Here is an 18,203-nt window from a genome sequence, read left to right on the forward strand (position 1 = left end):
TTTGTACTCCTTTATAGTTGTCTCACATCCTTCGGTCAATGCAGTCTTAGCTCCTAGAAGGCCACTCTCCAACTAAACAAATAATGAAATTTACTCCCAAATACGGTTGCATATTATTATGTGCTTGACTTCCACCTGCTTGCCCAACCGTTAACGCGTTCATTGTTGTATTCCCTGAAACAGAATAGACAGGGCGAGAACCTCTCCCTTGTTGTTCCGTCCATAATGCTCCTGCTGGCTCAATATTGGTTGTTTGGTCATTGTTGCAAGTAGCGCGATGATTATGACTAGGCATTTGTGTTGTTAATAATGTAACAGTTGCCAAACCTCCAGCTGCGCCTATATTCCTTGTCGTTAATCCTGCACCTGTTCCTTGATGAATCGCTGCCCGTCCATTTAAATTTGGTAAAGCAAAGGTTGTCTTTCCATCTCCTCCATATATGGTTCCTAAAATGGCAAATAAGGCGCTGTTCGACGCAATATTTACTAGCTGACCATTACAAAAAGCCCAGTTTTGAGGTGCAAAATTACCACTAAAAATTCTGATTTCTCCAATATACGCTTCTGACATTTTTTTCACTTCCTTTGTTATTAATTTCTTGGAGGATATATGCCTAATAAAGCAATGCAATAATTTGCCACAATAAAGGGCTGCATATTTTGATGTGATTGCCCATTTCCTGCTGGCGATAACGCTTGTGCATTCATAATCGTATTCAATTGATTAGATGCATACATATTAATATCGGTTGAGCCCCATACATTACCAGTAGCCACTTTCGACGTAGCACTTTCCGAGCTAGCAGTCACAATATGGGTATGTGCTGGCATCTCATTACTTGTTAATGCATGTGTCTCTTGTCCAGCTTTTTGTCCGAGTGCCACACTGTTCCCTACATGAACAGGAACCCTTCCTCGTAAATCAGGTAAGGCAAAAGTTGTCCTTCCATCCCCCCCATAAGTTGTGCCCAATAAGGAAAACAAAGCTTGGTTTGTATTAATTGACAATAATTGCCCGTTACATAATGCCCATCCTCTTGGAACGCGTCCAAAGCTAAATAATCTAATTTCACCTACAAATGGATCCATTTTACATTCCTCCTATTCAAATGATGGGTAATTACCGAAAAGCGCGATGATATAACTAATTGTTAAAAACGGCATCACATTGTCATGCGGTATATTTCCTCCAACACTTGAAACGATTGTTGTATCCAATGTGCCTGTTGGTGGTTGCGTCGAGTATTGCATATTTTTTGCCCATACCGCATTTTTTGGACTAGGTGTTGTGCCTTCTAGTGAAGAAGCATTTACTTGATGCGTATGAGCTGGAAGTTGTGATGCATTTAACGTCACAGACTCTACCCCTCCCATTTGACCTATTACGTAATTAGTGCCAGTTCCTGGATTCTGTCCTTGGTGTACGATGACCCTACTTTGAAAATTAGGCAAGGCAAACGTCGTCTGTCCATTGCCCCCATACGTAGTACCAATTAGTGTAAATAGCACTTCATTATTAGCAATAGATAATATTTGCCCATTGCACAAACTCCATCCTTCAGGAGCATAATCCCCTGCAAACATGCGAATTTCTCCGATGTATTGTTCCATTACTAACACCATCCTTTAAAATTTTTAACTTAAAACATTCCTTACTGTAAAGATAAATTTAGCTACTCATTAAGCGTGTTTTATACCAAAATACGCTAATATATGTAGCGTTGACATCAGCCACATTTCACAACTTCATTTTAACTAAAATAGTATCTCTTGACTTTGATTGATATGTTTGGGTACAGTCACTTCCTTAATAGAATCAATATATAAAATGTACCTATAAGTAAATGAGTGCTGTAAAATATGTGATTGTCATCATCAATACAAAAAGTATGATTAAATTTCCTTTCAAAAAGTACACTCAAATTAAAAATACTAAAGAAAGATACCGAATAATACTGACAAATGTTAATGGTTTGAGAATTAACAATTTTAAAAATACCCTTCATTATCTATAGGAGGTTCTATCTTCTTTCATTAATAAGAAAAATACAAAAAAGAAGGATTTCCCGCTTTGCCTGGGATTCCTACTAGTAGGTTTCTCGAAAAAATATCAGCAATAGATGTATCAAGTGAGATCAAAGTACCTTTGAAAATTTCAATACTACATAAAAAAAACCAAGTACCCATATTTCATGAGCACCTGGTTTTCAATGTGTATTCCTCCACATTATCTTGTTTTTCAATAATTAATTTCCTTATAAATCATCTCGATTTCTTGTGAAAAAGATTTGACTTGGAAGGCTTCTGAATATATTTTATTCTCAGATGTAGCCACTACTTGTTGCAGTTTTTCTTCATAGGTTTGTACAAAATGATCAAGCGTTGGCGTTTTCAATTTTAGTGCATTGGCAATTCCTTGGATGATTTTCACACGATAATAATCCTCTTTTGGCATTCTAGGAATATCCCATTCTCCGTCGTGATTAATAAAAATTTCTCTAAGAGGGACTGCTGAAAAATCAAAGTATTTTCCTTTTTCATTTGGTATAGAAAATGGGTCAATTAATAAGGATGCATAACGAATATAGAGCAAATATTCTTGATGGATGGGCTCAAGATGATTAAAATTCTCTATGTCTTGTCTAGCTATACTTTTTGGATGTAATGGATAATTATCATCTACCATAAACTGCAATAAATTAAGTGGTTCAATATTGAAGTGTTTGACAATTCCCATCATTTCTTTCCAATAATTTAACAAATGCCGAATTGTTGTATAAGTAATAGGACCTTCAGGATAAAGTTTATAAACATACTTTGTGATATTATTGCCGTCAAATATTGCTTTTAATGAAAAATCATTCATAAATAAGGGAGGATGCACGTACAAAGAAATATTTTTTGTCTCTGCTTCAAAAGGAGATGCTAATTTTTTTAATTGAATCCCTAAATGGCGAAACAGTTTAGATAATTTAGCCACGCTAACCGAGTTTGCGTAAGTTGATCCGATATAAACTTTTTTCTTTACGCCTGTGGTCAATACTTCATTTGATGGAATCCCATCTAACCATCTAGTATCTCCATAATAGGTTGAAAAGCTAATTATCTCAGCCTGAGGTGATATTTTTTTTAAGAAATGAGTTATTAAATGACTAGAGCCAAATGTAGGTGAAATTAATATAAAACAGCTAGCCCTCTTCAACACTGTCGTATCGATTTGTGCTAATACTGAAAAATATGAATCTGTTGTAATGCTAAGTACAATAGTATCCCAATTACCAGAAACTAAATGATAGCCTTTAAAAAGAGCATCGATAGTACATTCTCCTGCAACAGATTGATGTTGTTTATTTTGTACGTCTACCTTAAGTGCAAGCTGATGCTGCACGACAGTTTCAAAGAAAACTTTGGAGCGTAAAGATTCTCGACCAGCAATCGCTACTTGACTATTAAAATAATTTTTGAAGTTTACAGCTAGTTGTATTGCTGTTGGCCCGGTTCCTAACAGTAAAACATTATTAAATTCAGTCATTACCTTCTCCTTGTCTTCATTGTACTTTTTGATACAAAATAACATCAAACACACTTTGAGGGTGTCTAATTTCCTCTACTATATACCATTTGGTTTCGTCTACTTTCTGCATTGGATAATTAAAAATAGACTTTAACTCATTACCATAACGCATAGCAATGAGTACATCTTCGTTCGTTAAATCATACAATTGCTCTAATATGTCATATTTATTGCTAACAGTCGAACTAAATATTATATGGCTAATTTTTTTAATAACTGTTAGTTCCTCTACTGTCTTCTTCTCAATTTGAATTGATAAATGTCTTCCTAATTTATTTACTACATGTCTTCCCAACCGAATCGCTTCATCATCAATATCAATTCCAAAAACGTCTGCACCTGTTCGTTCCGCAACCATCAATAATGTTAAAGGGAAAGCCCCAGAACCTACCATGAGTACTTTCGACTGACTATTAATTTGAAAATCCCCGAATTCCTTTTCAATGCAGTCTTCTATATTACGAAAATAATCGGTTATCTCCTCGTTTTCTAATCCCAATACTAAAGCTCGATATTTTTCTATGATTTGGATACAAATAGAAGAGTTATTTCTAAGATTTTCGATTAATGTTATTATTTCAATCGATTGCTTTATATGATTCCAATGTTTTTCATTGTCACGGTTTGTAATAAACGAAGAATAATTATTGATTAAATCACTCAACTGTATATACTCGACTTTTCGTTGATTACTATGTTGATTGATTATTAACTTAAATGTTTTATCAAAGTAATGTAAGTTCTCTAAAAACAAATCTACATCCTTCACTTGCCCCACTCCTATGTTTGAGGATTAAAGTTCAATATATGCATTATCTTTTCATCCTATTTCATCGCTTCCTTGGAATATGTTTCCTTTCACGATAAAAACGAGCAATAAAATGTTTTCGCTTCGCCAAATGAAAGATGATATATTTTCTCAATATTAATCACTTACATATCTAGTGGAAGTTGCTAAAGCACAGTCTACTTTGAAACAACCATTAGATGTCCAGCCATTGAAATATACACGTTTTTTTAACGAATTGTCAGAAAGAAATAGAAAAGACTATCGATGGGCTACATAGAAAACTAGCATGTCTAAAAAAGATAAAAAATGCAATTCAAGTTAAACTTGAATTGCATTTTTTTCACGATTGCTGAGGCAATTTGCACAAGACTGCATTGCCCGAACAAAATTCTTATAGCACCACAAGCAAGCATGAAACATAATCACCTCACCCAACTGCTAGAAAGCGTTTCGGGATAGTAATAGTACCTAACTTAAAATTATTAATCTTTTAGATTAAATTTACTAACTCTAGTGAACGTTTTAATATTTTCGCCATTTGTGCACGTGTTAAATTACTTTGCGGGTTTAAATAGCCATTGGATCCCGTCATAATGTCTAGTGCTTGTAATTCTGATACTGCTTGCTTTGCGTAGTCAAATACTTTATTAGCATCTTTGTACGTTAAAGCATTTTTATCCACTGTTACTTTATAGCCTTTATATTCAAGCATACGCAATATAATCGCTGCTGCTTGTTGACGTGTAATATTTGCATTTGGATTAAATGTTGTGGCATTGACACCTTTAACAATACCAATCTCTGCAAGTGCTTGTACCTCTTTTTCATACCATTTGCCTTTCACATCCGTAAATGCAGTTTCTTTATTGGATGAAATATTTAAAGCACGAGCTATCATCACTGCAAATTGCGCACGCGTGATATTTCTATTTGGACTAAATGTTGTGGCTGATGTACCTGTTGTAATGCCAGCAGCATATAAAGCTAGAATTTCATCCTTACTAAATACATTGTCGATATCTGTAAATGGATTTTCAACAATAGTACTATTTACAATATTTGTATCTTCTTCTATGATTGTTGCTTCTTCCTCTAAAGCTGGGACATTAAACGTAAAGAATAATGTGTACGCCCCATAGCCTAAGCTTCCAGAATCGACAAATATTTTCGTTACGCCATTTTTATCTTGCACTAATGGTAAACGGACTACGCGCACTTGATCCAATTTTTCACCTTTAGAACTAATAATCTCGATATCTTGTTGCTTACCTTCTGCATCAATATAAGCAAGTGTTTCGAAACCATACGCCTTACCGATTAGTGTCATTTCGATATAACGTTTATCATCAATCGTCACTAATTCTGCTTTCGTGAAGTAAGGTGCTAGATAGTTCGTAATAAAATCAGGTATTTTACCATTTGGATCAGCTTCCATTTTATATGTGATTGGCTGGCGAGTAATCTTTTCATTTGTCATTGTCTTCGTTGCAGTTACATTTGAGGTAATTGTCTTATTAGCAGTTACCGCTTCAAAAACAAGGTTATCAAGTGTCTCCATTTCAAATGAAAGTGTAGCTGTTTTGTCATTTACTATAAGCACTCGTGATGCTGCTTTATTTGACCATTTTGCAATTTCTTTACCATTCTGTTTCACAATAAATTGTTGCAAATTGTTACCTGTATTCAATGTAAGCGTCACTTTATATTTGTTATCTTCAAATACAGTGTTCGCTTTTTGTAAGAATGCCATTAGTTCTTTTGCATTCTGTTGAATCTCAAATTTCACTGCGCCCTCTTGGATAAAGTTTCCTACAGCTTGGTCTATCTTTGTTTCTTTTTTAGGTAAATCTTTATTCATTGGTGGAGTATCAATTGGGCCACTTGTAATTGGGAAGGTTGAACTATCACTTATCTTTGAAAGGGAACCTTCGTTGAATTGTAAATAGATATTATAGTTATGGTGATATTTTATATCCTCAATATCTACTTTTACCCATGCATCATAACGATCTGCTAAATTTGGTAATGTAAATTGAACGACTCTTACATCATTGGCGTCGCTTATCGTAGTAGGTGTTGAACCGTTCACAGTAAACCCAGTAATCCATGAACTATTTTTTAATGTTAATTGAACTTGATAGGAAGAACCACTTTTCACCACATACGCTGGTTTAATCACATACTGGTCCATCATTGAAGTACCAGAACCTAATCCCTTTATAAACGTATAATCCACTGTATACAGCCCATTAGTTGATTGTGTAGAGCCACCCGTTACATCACCTGTAACCGGCACTGTTGTATTATTATTTTTTTTTGAAGCGGAAGCTTCATCTCTCACTATAGCTGTTACATTCGCAGATATTAATTTATTAGTCGTTACCGCTTCAAAAACAAGGTTATCTAGCGTGTCAGCTTCAAATGATAATGTTGCTGTGTTTGGCATTGCAACAGGTACTACTGATGCTACTTTGTTGGACCATTTTGCAATCTCTTTTTCATTTTGTTTTACAGTGAATTCCTGTAATTTATTTTGTGTATTTAACGAAAGAGTAACTTTATATTTGTTATCTTCAAATACTGTATTTGATGTTTGTAAGAATGTCGTTATTTCTCTTTCATGTTGTGGAAATTCAAATTGAACTACTCCTTCTTGTTTGAAGTTTGCTGTAGTGTTATTGTTCTCGCCAGAACCTGATTCACTGCCGTTGGTATTTCCTTTTTCATTATCTTTATTTTGCTCTAATGTTTCTGGTTGCTTTGGTGCTTCTTTACAAACGCGGTTAGTTTCCTTAACATTCGAGAGTACTAGGTAAACAGTATATCTATTATCGTAAAGAAAAGGTACAGGTTGCTCCAATTTAACGTATATATCAACCCATGCTCGGATTGGGTCATCATGTTGGTCTATTGCGAATGTGTAAACCTCATTCTCTTCCGAATCTTTTTCTTTTTTAATAGCTTCTTTTAACTCCCCACCTGACTCGACTTTAAACCCTCTGTACCAAGTAGAAAATTGTCCTGGCACCGTGATATCTACCGTATATTGACCATTCTCTTTTTGTAATGTAGCTTCTTTCTTTACATAGCCACTCTTAATCATTACTGAATCCTCTGATTTGTCCTCTTTTAAAACATTAAAACTTGCTGAATAGTCTATTGTACAGCTAGCTTCGGTATTCTCCGCCGCTTTTACTTCCATGCCAAAGTAAGGTAATACTGCACCAAAAATGAGCAATGTCATTGCTACATATTGTATAAATTTCTTCATACTACTCTGACCTCCTGAAAATTAAAATTATTTTAAATCACTAGGAATCCAGAATTTTTGATTAGTTTAACCTCTCTTGTGCGTTTCAGCCTCCTTTTAAAGCTTTTACTACTACTACCCCTAAATGATTACCATTCTCAATTAAGAACAAAATAAAGCATCTATGATTTATTACATAAATGTATCAAATTCTTTAATTGATAATGATTCTCACTATAATTTAATTATATATTTCTCATTATTGTTGTCAAGAAAGTTAAAATATTTGATTAAATATCATTTTGTATCAATAGTCCGACGCTTAATGTCCTCCTTAAAATTTAAAAAGATCGGACACTCACTTTTATGGGTGCCCAATCTTTTATATTTAGAGTATTAATGTAACGGAATTGCTAATACATCTTGGTTTGCGTTAGGAATTGGTTAAGGATAGATAACAACGCTTTCTCCAGCAGATTGATTTATATACTTTTCTGCTTCTTTGTATTGTTGTCTTAATCGTTGTTCAAATTCTTGTAGTGTCATATCTTGGACGCTATTTAAAAATTTATCTTTGTTTTTTTCTGGAATATACATTCTTACCCCCTATTCATTACTTAAGTTTTCTAATATTTTTTTGTAAGGTATGAGTAATAGGTCAGGATCGTTGTCATATGTTGACTCAGCACGATAATGAGTAGTTGAACAAAAAACAGAAACCATTAGACAAATCAGTGTGATATTTATTACCTTTTTCATTTCTGTTCTCTCCTTTGTGTTCCTCTCTTTAGTTTATCTGTCAAACTTAGTGAAGCCTATCACCTTTTCCATCTTCACTCGCAGAAACATAGGTAATTAATGATAAAGATATACTTAAACATAAAAAAGACGCAACCAATAACTTTGCAATATTTTTCATAGTATTCCCCTATTTTTAATTTTCCTATATTTAGATTTAACTAAATTAAAACATGAATTATCTAGTTTTCACCTTAAATATCTTACGTAAATTCTTGAATAAGTTATGATTTTTACCTACTTCTATTATGTTATATAGCTAAATACAGGGATATCCCATCTCATTTTCTTGCTACAAAAAAAGCTGCATTATGCAGCTTTCTTAATTTATATTATTTTTTTCTGTATGTGTAATAGATTCTCCTTCTACATCAATATTCGGTAGAATCCTATCTAACCATTTAGGAATATACCACGCAGTTTTCCCCATTAGAGACATGACAGCAGGAACTATGGTCATTCTTACTATAAATGCATCGAAGAATACTCCAAAAGCGAGGGCCATTCCTATTGATTTAATCATCGCATCAGGATTCATCATAAATCCGAAAAATACTGCCATCATGATGAGAGCTGCAGCAGTTACTACTCCGCCACTATCTCTCATGCCATATAAAATAGCTTTCCGACTATCTCCAGAATGGATATAAATTTCTCTCATTTTACTAACTAAGAATATTTCGTAGTCCATCGCTAATCCGAATAATATTCCGATTGTAATAACAGGTAAAAATGCTAGTATTGGAGATTGTGCTGGGAAGCCAAAGAAATTGACGAAATGTCCGTCCTGCACAACGAATACCATAAATCCTAATGTTGCTCCTAAAGAAAGCAAGAAACCTAAAACAGCTTTTAACGGTACTAATAGTGATCTAAAGACCATTACTAAAAGTATATAGGCTAGCCCGACTATCAAGGATGCAAACAAAGGTAGCGCATCATTCAATTGTTGTGATATATCAATGTTCATGGCCGTTGTTCCAGTTACCATTAGTTCAATACCATGTTCATTTTTGGTTTCTTTAGATTTGTCTCTTATAAGATTTACCAAATCCTTTGTCTTTATATCATCTGGTCCAGACTGTGGTGTAATTTGTATCATAAAGATTTTACCAGAAGGGCCTGGAATTGGCGGTGAAACCGTTTTTACATCTTTTAATTCACTTAATTCTTGAACTATCTCACCTGCAGCTAGTTGTGTTTCCTCTGTCAATGCATCTACTTTTGCAGCAACTATTAATTGTGCATTAAAGCCTTCTCCGTACGCCTCGGTAAGTAAATCATACGCTCTTCTTTCCGTCATCTCTGTTGATTTAGCTGTCCCATCAGATGGCAGACCCAAATTCATATGGAAGAAAGGAATTGTAAGAATGGCAAGGAATGCAATCGCTAATAACGATAAAACGACAGGGTGTTTAGTAACTAATCTCCCCCACAAGTCCGCTTTCGTTCCAGCCTTTTTCTTGCTATTACCAGTAATCTTGTTCGATAATAAATTTTTCTTCGCAGGTGACAAACGATGGCCAACCATTCCTAAAATGGCTGGTAAAGTGATAATAGAAATCAGAACTGCTGCAAATATACTGATAGCCGCTGAAACACCCATCAGCGTTAAAAATGGTATTTGGGCTACTGATAAACCTAAAAGACCAATTATAACAGTCAACCCAGCAAATACTACAGCACTCCCAGATGTTCCGATGGCTATAGCGATTGAATTGTTTACAGTATGCCCCTTTGCTAATTCTATTTTAAATCGTGTAATTATAAATAGGGAGTAGTCAATCCCTACTGCTAAACCTAGCATTGCTGCTAGAATGATAGAAATAGAATTTAAATCAATAAAATAAGCACCAAACATAATTCCTAATAAGCTAATACCTAAACCTAATACCGCTATAAGAATTGGTAGGCCTGCTGCAATAAAGGATCCAAATGTTATGGCTAAAACAATAAAGGCAACGACTACTCCAATAACTTCATAAATTCCCTCAAACTCTATATCAGAGAAAACTATATCTCCACCTTTTATTTCTGTTTGAATACCTGCATTTCTTGTGAGATTAATACTATCTAAAAGATGTTCTTTCGACTTCTCTGAAACTTTATCCGCTTCTACTGCAAATGTAACTTGTGCGTAACCAATCGTTTTATCTTCATTTAGATTGTTTAGTTCTAGCGGTGATAACACACTTGCTACTTTAGTATCTTCACTTATCTCCTTTAAAAGGTCCGAAATACTGCTTTGAGCATCTTCTGATTCTAATGTTTCATTATCGGGTGCCTTAAATACAATGTTTAGGGTAGATTGTTTGGCAGCACCTGCAAATTCCTCTTTAATTAGTTCAGCTGCTTTGTCAGCTGGCGTATTTGGAATAGTAAGTTCTCCATTAAATGATGGTTTAAAATACAATACTAACGATACTAGTATAATCAGTATCCCTAAAGTACTAAAAAGAACAGATTTTTTATGTGCCGTTGACCAATTTGCTAATTTATAAAGATACTTTGCTATTGTAATCTCCTCCTGTTGAATGTGCTAAAATACGTAAAATTACTATAATGAACAAACATGAACATATGTTCATTTTTGTTCTAAAAAAATACCCACATTAGTAAATGTGAGACATTTCTTCAAATCGTCTTTCAATACTGTGAAATGATAAAAATATTAGCTGGTCAATGAGCATACCAATTTTTTCACCATTTTCTTGTGTCTTCAAAATGGTATATATTCCTTCTATAAAGTTTGCTGAAAGGACATAGAAAATAAATGGTTCTTTCACAACGCTTTTATCTTCAAAACGAGAGAAGGTTTCTTTTTGAAGTATTTTATGTAGTACATCCACAAGTTCGTCCTTAAAATACTCATATTTAGAACCTTTACTTTTACCAAAAAGTATTAATAGATCTTTACTGTGCCCTTTGAAAATGTCTAAAATTTTATTTTTAATCTCAATCAATTTATCATCTGGGTTAACTTCAGTCATTATAATTTTATTAATGGCAGCAAACAAATCATTATAGACGGGCTCTACTATCGAATTAAATAAATCCTCCTTATTTTTAAAATATTTGTATACTGTACCTAATGCAATATCAGCGTTACTAGCTATATTTCTAATGGATGCACTTAAATAACCCTTTTCTTTAAATTCATCCAATGCAGCTAATAAGATTCGATTTTTTATTTCCTCTTTTAAATATTGCATACGTGAACCTCCGTTCATTTTAGGACTTTTTTAGCTTATCATGCGAAAATCTATTTGTAAATTATTTTAATTATTTTTTTCAGTATACTACACAAGCTCGCAATTGCCCTTCTTTCCCCTATCCAAAATGTCTTCCACAACGATTATTATGTAAATGTTAATCATAAATGAAATTTTTCAAATTCATAATATGTAGATTTTTCTATATACAACTACTATTAATAAAACTTTATACGAAGTGCAAATTCTCAACATGTAAAATATTCCCTGCTTGAAAGCTTGATTTTATTAACCTCTTAATATCATAAATTTACAAAACAACTCAATGAAACCATATTTTAATAATTGATATCGTTTACGAAATTAATAGATAATAAAGTGGATAAAATCTAATACAAAGGAAGAAAGAAATGAAGAATACATTAAAAAAATATTTGATAATACCAGCTATGCTCACTACATTATTAGCTACTTCATTTAGTGCTAACGCCTCAGCGAATGATATACATATGTCATATTTATATAGCGGGAATACTAGCTCTTTCATAAAAAATATAGATATGACTCATGGTGCGTTAAATACGGCGACACCCAGCTTTTTTGATTTAAATGCAGATGGTAGTTTAAGTGCTACGATTGATAAAAGTTTAGTCGATGCATTACATAATAGAGGTTTAAAAGTTGTACCATTCATTTCTAATCATTGGGACCGTAAATTGGCACAAATCGCAATGACAAATCGAGATATATTGTCTACTCAAATCGTCAATTCTGTTGTAAAAAATAATTTAGATGGCGTCGATATTGATATAGAAAATTTAAACTATACAAATAAAGATGAGTTTACAGATTTCATCCGATTATTACGTGAAAAAATGCCTAATAATAAAACAATTTCCATAGCAGTAGCTGCAAATCCATATGGGTGGACAACTGGGTGGCATGGTTCTTATGATTACATGAAACTAAGTGAGTATAGCGATTATTTAATGGTAATGGCGTATGATGAAAGCTATAATGGTGGTTCAGTTGGTCCTGTCGCAAGTTTATCATTTGTTGAAAATTCGATTAAATATTTATTAGATAAAGGAATTAATCCCAATAAAATAGTATTAGGCCTCCCTTTTTATGGACGAATTTGGAAGGATGATGTGGAAATAGGAGGCGACGGCATTGCTAATAATGAAGTAAAATCTATTGTGAATAACCATAATGGAAAATTTCTTTTTGATCATACTTCAAAATCAGCATTTGCCAAATTTACTGTAAAAAGCAGTGACTCTCCTACTTATATCGGTGGCAAAAAGCTAGTACCAGGAAATTACACGATATGGTACGAAAATGATTTATCTTTAAAATATAAGTTAAGACTTGTAGAGAAATATCATTTAAGAGGAACAGGTAGCTGGGAGTTACCTCAAGCGGATAATGGTATTTGGAAATTTTATTCTTCGTGGGCGAATGGTGAACATAACTTTATAGATACGGAAAATCATTGGGCAGAACAGGATATTATGGCCCTTTACCGAAAAGGCTGGATTAATGGCAAAAACGAATACACTTACGATCCAAATGGTAATTTAACAAGAGCTCAGGCTACTGCTATCGTTATTAGTGCCATCGGTTTAGACAAAACAAACGAAACTGTACCTAATAATTTCAAGGATGTGCCAGCAAATCATTGGGCAAAACGTGCTATTGAAATTGCCTATAAGTATCATATTGTGAATGGAACAAATGAACACATTTTTGATCCGAATGCCTATATCACAAGAGCACAATTAGCAGGTATTTTATCGAGAATATTAAATTATCCATTACCTACGGATGAGTCCAGTTATTATGATGTTTCAAAAGATTTTTGGGCATATGCAGATATTTTAAAATTAAGTAGTAAAGGTATTATTAACGGAAGAGAAGATGGAGGATTTTATCCATTTGATCATGTCACGAGAGGTCAAATGGCAGCGATGGTAAACCGGGCAAGTGCAGATTTAGAAAAGTATGCAGTAAAATAATAAATCCCTTCACCATAGTTAATAATAACTCAGCTAGAAGCAGCTATTCACCAAAAACGAGGCTGTTATTAAACGATTCCATCCTAAACCTTCAAACTAATCTGTAATATTAAAGACAAGAATTTGTACTTAATGGTTTCTTACATCATTACTTGTTTATAATGTTGCACATATTATCAAAATGTACATTGCTAAATTCAATTTTAATAGTGTACATTTTTTTATTTTGTAAACATAATTCTCATAAAATAAATCTACTGTGTATTTTTATCACATCGACTCTCACCTTTTATTTCCGAAACTGAGCACCATCTAAAATTCCTCTCATATTCTATAATTAGACCTATTTTGAGGGGGAAAAATTATGGGGATTGAATTGACTGCTCTCCATTGGATTTATGTTGTGTTTATTGTCTTAATCATTGGCTTTATGGTTAAACGTCGGGATACTACCCTCATTTGCATTCTAGGCATATTCCTACTTGCGATTGTCGCTACTGGTGATCTCACTTCTTCTATAAGTGGTGTTTTTAACAGCTTTATTTACGCGATTACCGAACTGTTATCTACCATATTAATTATTTCCATTATTGTTGCGATGAGTCGTGTATTAATGACTTCTGGTATTAATGAGGTCATGGTTGCACCTTTTACAAAATTCATTAAAACACCAACTCTTGCCTATTGGACAATTGGGATTTTAATGATGATTATTTCTTGGTTTTTCTGGCCCTCTCCTGCAGTTGCACTATTAGGAGCTGTTCTTTTACCAGTCGCTATTCGTGCAGGATTACCAGCATTAGGTGTAGCGATGGCAATGAATTTATTTGGTCACGGAATTGCGCTATCGAGTGATTTTGTCATTCAAGGGGCGCCGAAGCTGACTGCCGATGCTGCGGGAATTCCAGTTGGAGACGTTGTATCAGCCAGCATTCCACTTGTCATTACGATGGGGCTTGTTACAACAATTGTTGCTTTTTACTTTTTAAAACGTGATATGAAACGAGGCACACTTCATTTTCATACAGCACACGAAACGACTGATGGTATCGAGCAAGTGAAAGATGAACATTTGCTAACATCTGGACAAAAACGATTTTTTGCCATTCTAATTCCGATCACCTTTTTACTCGATGTTATCGCTATGTCCGTATTGAAATTACAAGGCGGTGATGCCACTGCCCTTATTGGTGGAACAGCTGTCTTTATTTTGTTAGTGCTCTGTCTTGTGGCACACAAAAAACAAGGATTTGAGAAATCGACAAGTTACTTAATTCAAGGATTCCAATTTGGATTTAAAGTATTTGGACCCGTTATCCCAATAGCAGCCTTCTTCTACCTTGGTGACTCAGGATTTACCAAAATTATCGGTGACTTTCTCCCTGCCGCTTCTCATGGTATTGTGAATGATTTAGGCGTCGGCTTAGCCGCTGTTGTACCCTTAACGAAGGAAATTGCAGTCATTACCCTTGCCGTTGTAGGTGCCATTACAGGTTTAGACGGCTCGGGCTTCTCTGGCATTTCGTTAGCTGGTTCTGTCGGTAGTTTATTCGGCAATGCTATTGGTGGAGGTACAGCAACCCTTACCGCACTCGGACAAATCACTGGAATTTGGGTGGGTGGCGGTACACTGTCACCAATGGAAGACATATGATAAAGAGGCTTCTAAAACAAGGCAACAATTTAAAGCAATACGGAAAGAATTCGAATAAAATAAAAAAACGGCTTGAAATGATCAAGCCGAAAATAAAAAGAGAGAGGTTAAATTATTAGTTAATTTATTATGCTACTTTGTATATTTATTATACTAATTTATCTTTTAAAGCATCCGTTAAAGTTTGGGAAAAGTTTATACCTTGTTTTATACCTAAATCGTTTAAATAGCTAGGAATAGTTAACGTTTTCTTTACTGGTGTTAAATCTAAAGCTTTCTTATGTGCCTCTATATCAACATCTACAAGTGTTACAATATCTTCTTCTTTTGCCTTGAAAGATACAGTATACGGTTTATTTATTGCTTCATCTGCAAACACTATGGCATTACCTATATAGTCCCTTGCATATTCAATTGCTTCAGCAATAGTTTCCCCTTGAGTAATCCCGTCAATATCAGGAATTGTCACTAAGTGAAAGCCGTCTGCTGATAATGGTGAAATAACCACAGGATAAACGACAACATTTTTCATTTTTACCCTTCTTTCGATTCTATTTTAATGGGCTTTAAACCACCCCTTTTACAGCTTGTGCTTCTTGATTAGCCCTTTTGCTAAATCTTCATTAACTTATCTATACCTTGGGATTTGTTCTTTCTTGCCAGTTGGTGACACCCATATGTCATGTTTGCCACCATGGGTTAAGAATTTCCACCCTTTAGCCGAGAAGCGTTTCTCTAACTCTCTCTTTTTCATTATTTTACCCCTTTCGACTATACGTATATTATACGTATCAATATAAAAGGAGTAAAGTGATTAATACGTATTTTCTACGTATAGATAAAATTTTATGCAGTAGATGATTGATATATGAAATGGATAATTTCACTTAATCCAACCTTTATAAATCAGATGCAACAAAACAAAGCCCAGGCTCAAAATCTCCGAGTACCTGGGCTTTACACAATATATACTTGTTTTTCCTACTAATTCAGCACGTTAATAAATCGGTTTTAAAATACCTATTGGAAGCCATTTGCATTGTTCGTCTTTTGCTTCTAGGTCTTCTTTTACACATAGAAAAGCATTAATGGAATCACTCACTGAATAAACTATGCTACCTTTTGGCATCGGTTTTTCCGTTTTAGAACCTTCTAATGGATAGGTTTTCGCTTCAGAGTCTTCCGTTACTTCATAACGAACACCAGCTTTTTTAAATATTGTATCAAGAACTTTCATATCTGAACCAGGATAATGCTTTTCGCACTTTAAGCCATTTCCAGTGTCCCTGCAATATCTCAACATTTGATCACCATTCATATCTGAGATGTTAGTATCACGCCATTCCGTAAAGATTTTACCATATTCGCCGCTATTACGATTAATATTGATATACGTTACATTTGGATAGAAAGATGCGCGAATTTTCATCGGTATTTCTTTAAAAACTACTAGATTTGTTGCTTGTACACGATATGGCCCCATTTGATAAAATGTTTTACCATCATATTTTTCAATTTCATACGTTTTAAAATAATTATTGCGCTTCACCACTAACGAATCAAATGTGCCATCTTCATTTTTCTTATAAATCTTAATATCTTTCGTAAACGTCATTTTCCCCGTTTGGTCTTTATGCACCTCGGCTCCATCAAACCTAATAGCCTCTGATTTTGTTGGATTCACTATCGACAATACAAATGCTGCTAATAGTACAATAAATAATTTTTTCATTATGCTCCTCCTAATCATTTTGTAGCTCATTTCTTTGCCTACTAATATCGTATTATTTTATCAATAGAATACAATAATGTCAAAAATATAACAAAATTAACTCGTTTTCCCACAACTTTTTGTTGCCCATTCTTTAGCAAACATTTGAAAACTAATAATAATAATAGGCTTTAATAATATAAAATTGTTTATTTTTATATATACTTTTTCCAATTTTACCAATAAAATAGTCAATAAGGAGCGTGGATATATTCATGGATAATTTATTTTTAATTGTAGCAGTGTTAAGTTTTTTAGCTATTATAGTTTTTGCTATTATGGCTATTGTTCAATTTATTAAAAAGAATGTTTCAAAAGCTAAAAAACAAATTAAGTTTACTGGAATATCAGTAGCGGTAATGATTGTTTCCTTTATTGGTTTTGGCATGACAGCAGATCCAGCAGAAATTACAGAAAAAGAAGATACACAAAAACAAGTAGAAACTGTAGCAAAAGTGGAAGAAACGCCAGAAGAAAAAGCTACCCGTGAGGCGAAGGAAGCTGAAGAAAAAGCGTTAGCAGAACAAAAAGCTAAAGAGAAAGCAGAAGCACAAGCTAAGGCAGATGCAGAAGCTAAAGCTAAAGCAGAAGCGGAGGCTAAAGCGAAAGCAGAGGCCAAAGCTCAAGCAGAAGCGAAGGCAAAAGAGGCAAGTGTCCCACGTGAGCATAAGTCAGCGTTAAAAAAAGCAGAGCAATATGCTAAAACGATGCATATGTCAAAGGCAGGGATTTACGATCAATTAACATCGGAATATGGGGAAAATTTCCCTGCGGATGCTGCTCAATACGCTATAAATAATATTGTATTTGATTGGAAAGAAAATGCATTGAAAAAAGCAAAATCATACGCAGATATGATGAATATGTCAAATTCGGCTATTTACGAGCAATTAATATCTGAATACGGAGAAAAATTCACCAAAGAAGAAGCTCAATATGCTATTGATAATTTAGAATAAACTCGACCGCATTTAATGTGTAAGACACAATACAAGTCACTCACCCGAGTGGCTTTTTGTAATAAGGAGATGAATCATTGAGATATATTACTGGATTAATTGGACTTATTTTAGTCTTCTTCGGCAATTTATTAATGAGCATAACCGATAGTGACCTAACTACGAATATAACATTAA

14 protein-coding genes are annotated in these 18,203 nt (G+C 34.0%); 3 read left to right on the plus strand and 11 right to left on the minus strand.

The window, feature by feature from the left end:
* Window positions 1-46 precede the first annotated feature (46 nt).
* The 9 genes from JNUCC52_RS06555 to JNUCC52_RS06595 all read right to left on the minus strand — a co-directional run bounded on the left by JNUCC52_RS06555 (window position 47) and on the right by JNUCC52_RS06595 (window position 11,624).
* A complete protein-coding gene (locus JNUCC52_RS06555) occupies window positions 47-571 on the minus strand; it encodes a phage tail protein (protein ID WP_173478361.1) in 525 nt (174 codons plus the stop codon).
* Between the two features lie 20 nt (window positions 572-591).
* Window positions 592-1,089 carry a phage tail protein gene (locus JNUCC52_RS06560; protein ID WP_173478360.1) on the minus strand — a complete coding sequence of 166 codons (498 nt, stop codon included), beginning with the start codon at window positions 1,087-1,089 and terminating at the stop codon, window positions 592-594.
* Window positions 1,090-1,101: 12 nt separating this feature from the next.
* The gene (locus tag JNUCC52_RS06565; RefSeq protein ID WP_173478359.1) at window positions 1,102-1,611 is read right to left on the minus strand and encodes a phage tail protein; all 510 of its coding nucleotides are present in this window, start codon (window positions 1,609-1,611) and stop codon (window positions 1,102-1,104) included.
* 628 nt (window positions 1,612-2,239) lie between these two features.
* A complete protein-coding gene (locus JNUCC52_RS06570) occupies window positions 2,240-3,532 on the minus strand; it encodes an opine metallophore biosynthesis dehydrogenase (protein ID WP_337981732.1) in 1,293 nt (430 codons plus the stop codon).
* A gap of 16 nt (window positions 3,533-3,548) precedes the next feature.
* Complete coding sequence (locus JNUCC52_RS06575) at window positions 3,549-4,343, minus strand: nicotianamine synthase family protein (protein WP_337981733.1); 795 nt, start codon at window positions 4,341-4,343, stop codon at window positions 3,549-3,551.
* A gap of 511 nt (window positions 4,344-4,854) precedes the next feature.
* Entirely contained in the window at window positions 4,855-7,635 is a 2,781-nt protein-coding gene (locus JNUCC52_RS06580) for an NEAT domain-containing protein (RefSeq protein WP_337981734.1), read from the minus strand.
* 423 nt (window positions 7,636-8,058) lie between these two features.
* Window positions 8,059-8,211 carry a hypothetical protein gene (locus JNUCC52_RS06585; protein WP_337981735.1) on the minus strand — a complete coding sequence of 51 codons (153 nt, stop codon included), beginning with the start codon at window positions 8,209-8,211 and terminating at the stop codon, window positions 8,059-8,061.
* 523 nt (window positions 8,212-8,734) lie between these two features.
* Window positions 8,735-10,927, minus strand: coding sequence for an MMPL family transporter (locus tag JNUCC52_RS06590; protein WP_443136919.1), 2,193 nt, complete (start codon window positions 10,925-10,927; stop codon window positions 8,735-8,737).
* A 97-nt stretch (window positions 10,928-11,024) separates the two neighbouring features.
* Window positions 11,025-11,624, minus strand: a complete 600-nt coding sequence (locus JNUCC52_RS06595) for a TetR/AcrR family transcriptional regulator (protein ID WP_337981737.1) — start codon at window positions 11,622-11,624, stop codon at window positions 11,025-11,027.
* Between the two features lie 410 nt (window positions 11,625-12,034).
* Here JNUCC52_RS06595 and JNUCC52_RS06600 point away from each other — a divergent pair, with 410 nt between their 5' ends.
* Together JNUCC52_RS06600 and JNUCC52_RS06605 are read left to right on the plus strand one after the other, a co-directional pair.
* Window positions 12,035-13,642, plus strand: a complete 1,608-nt coding sequence (locus JNUCC52_RS06600; RefSeq protein WP_337981738.1) for a glycosyl hydrolase family 18 protein — start codon at window positions 12,035-12,037, stop codon at window positions 13,640-13,642.
* 364 nt (window positions 13,643-14,006) lie between these two features.
* Window positions 14,007-15,296 (plus strand): hypothetical protein, encoded by a 1,290-nt coding sequence (locus JNUCC52_RS06605; protein WP_337981739.1) that lies wholly within the window; start codon window positions 14,007-14,009, stop codon window positions 15,294-15,296.
* Between the two features lie 148 nt (window positions 15,297-15,444).
* Here JNUCC52_RS06605 and JNUCC52_RS06610 read toward each other — a convergent pair whose 3' ends face one another.
* The gene (locus JNUCC52_RS06610; RefSeq protein ID WP_173478351.1) at window positions 15,445-15,828 is read right to left on the minus strand and encodes a type II toxin-antitoxin system HicB family antitoxin; all 384 of its coding nucleotides are present in this window, start codon (window positions 15,826-15,828) and stop codon (window positions 15,445-15,447) included.
* Between the two features lie 465 nt (window positions 15,829-16,293).
* Window positions 16,294-17,028, minus strand: a complete 735-nt coding sequence (locus JNUCC52_RS06615) for a hypothetical protein (protein WP_337981740.1) — start codon at window positions 17,026-17,028, stop codon at window positions 16,294-16,296.
* Window positions 17,029-17,522: 494 nt separating this feature from the next.
* Here JNUCC52_RS06615 and JNUCC52_RS06620 point away from each other — a divergent pair, with 494 nt between their 5' ends.
* Complete coding sequence (locus tag JNUCC52_RS06620) at window positions 17,523-18,026, plus strand: Ltp family lipoprotein (RefSeq protein ID WP_228134507.1); 504 nt, start codon at window positions 17,523-17,525, stop codon at window positions 18,024-18,026.
* The last annotated feature ends 177 nt before the right edge of the window (window positions 18,027-18,203 follow it).

The organism is Lysinibacillus sp. JNUCC-52 (assembly GCF_015999545.1).
Lineage (GTDB): Bacteria > Bacillota > Bacilli > Bacillales_A > Planococcaceae > Lysinibacillus.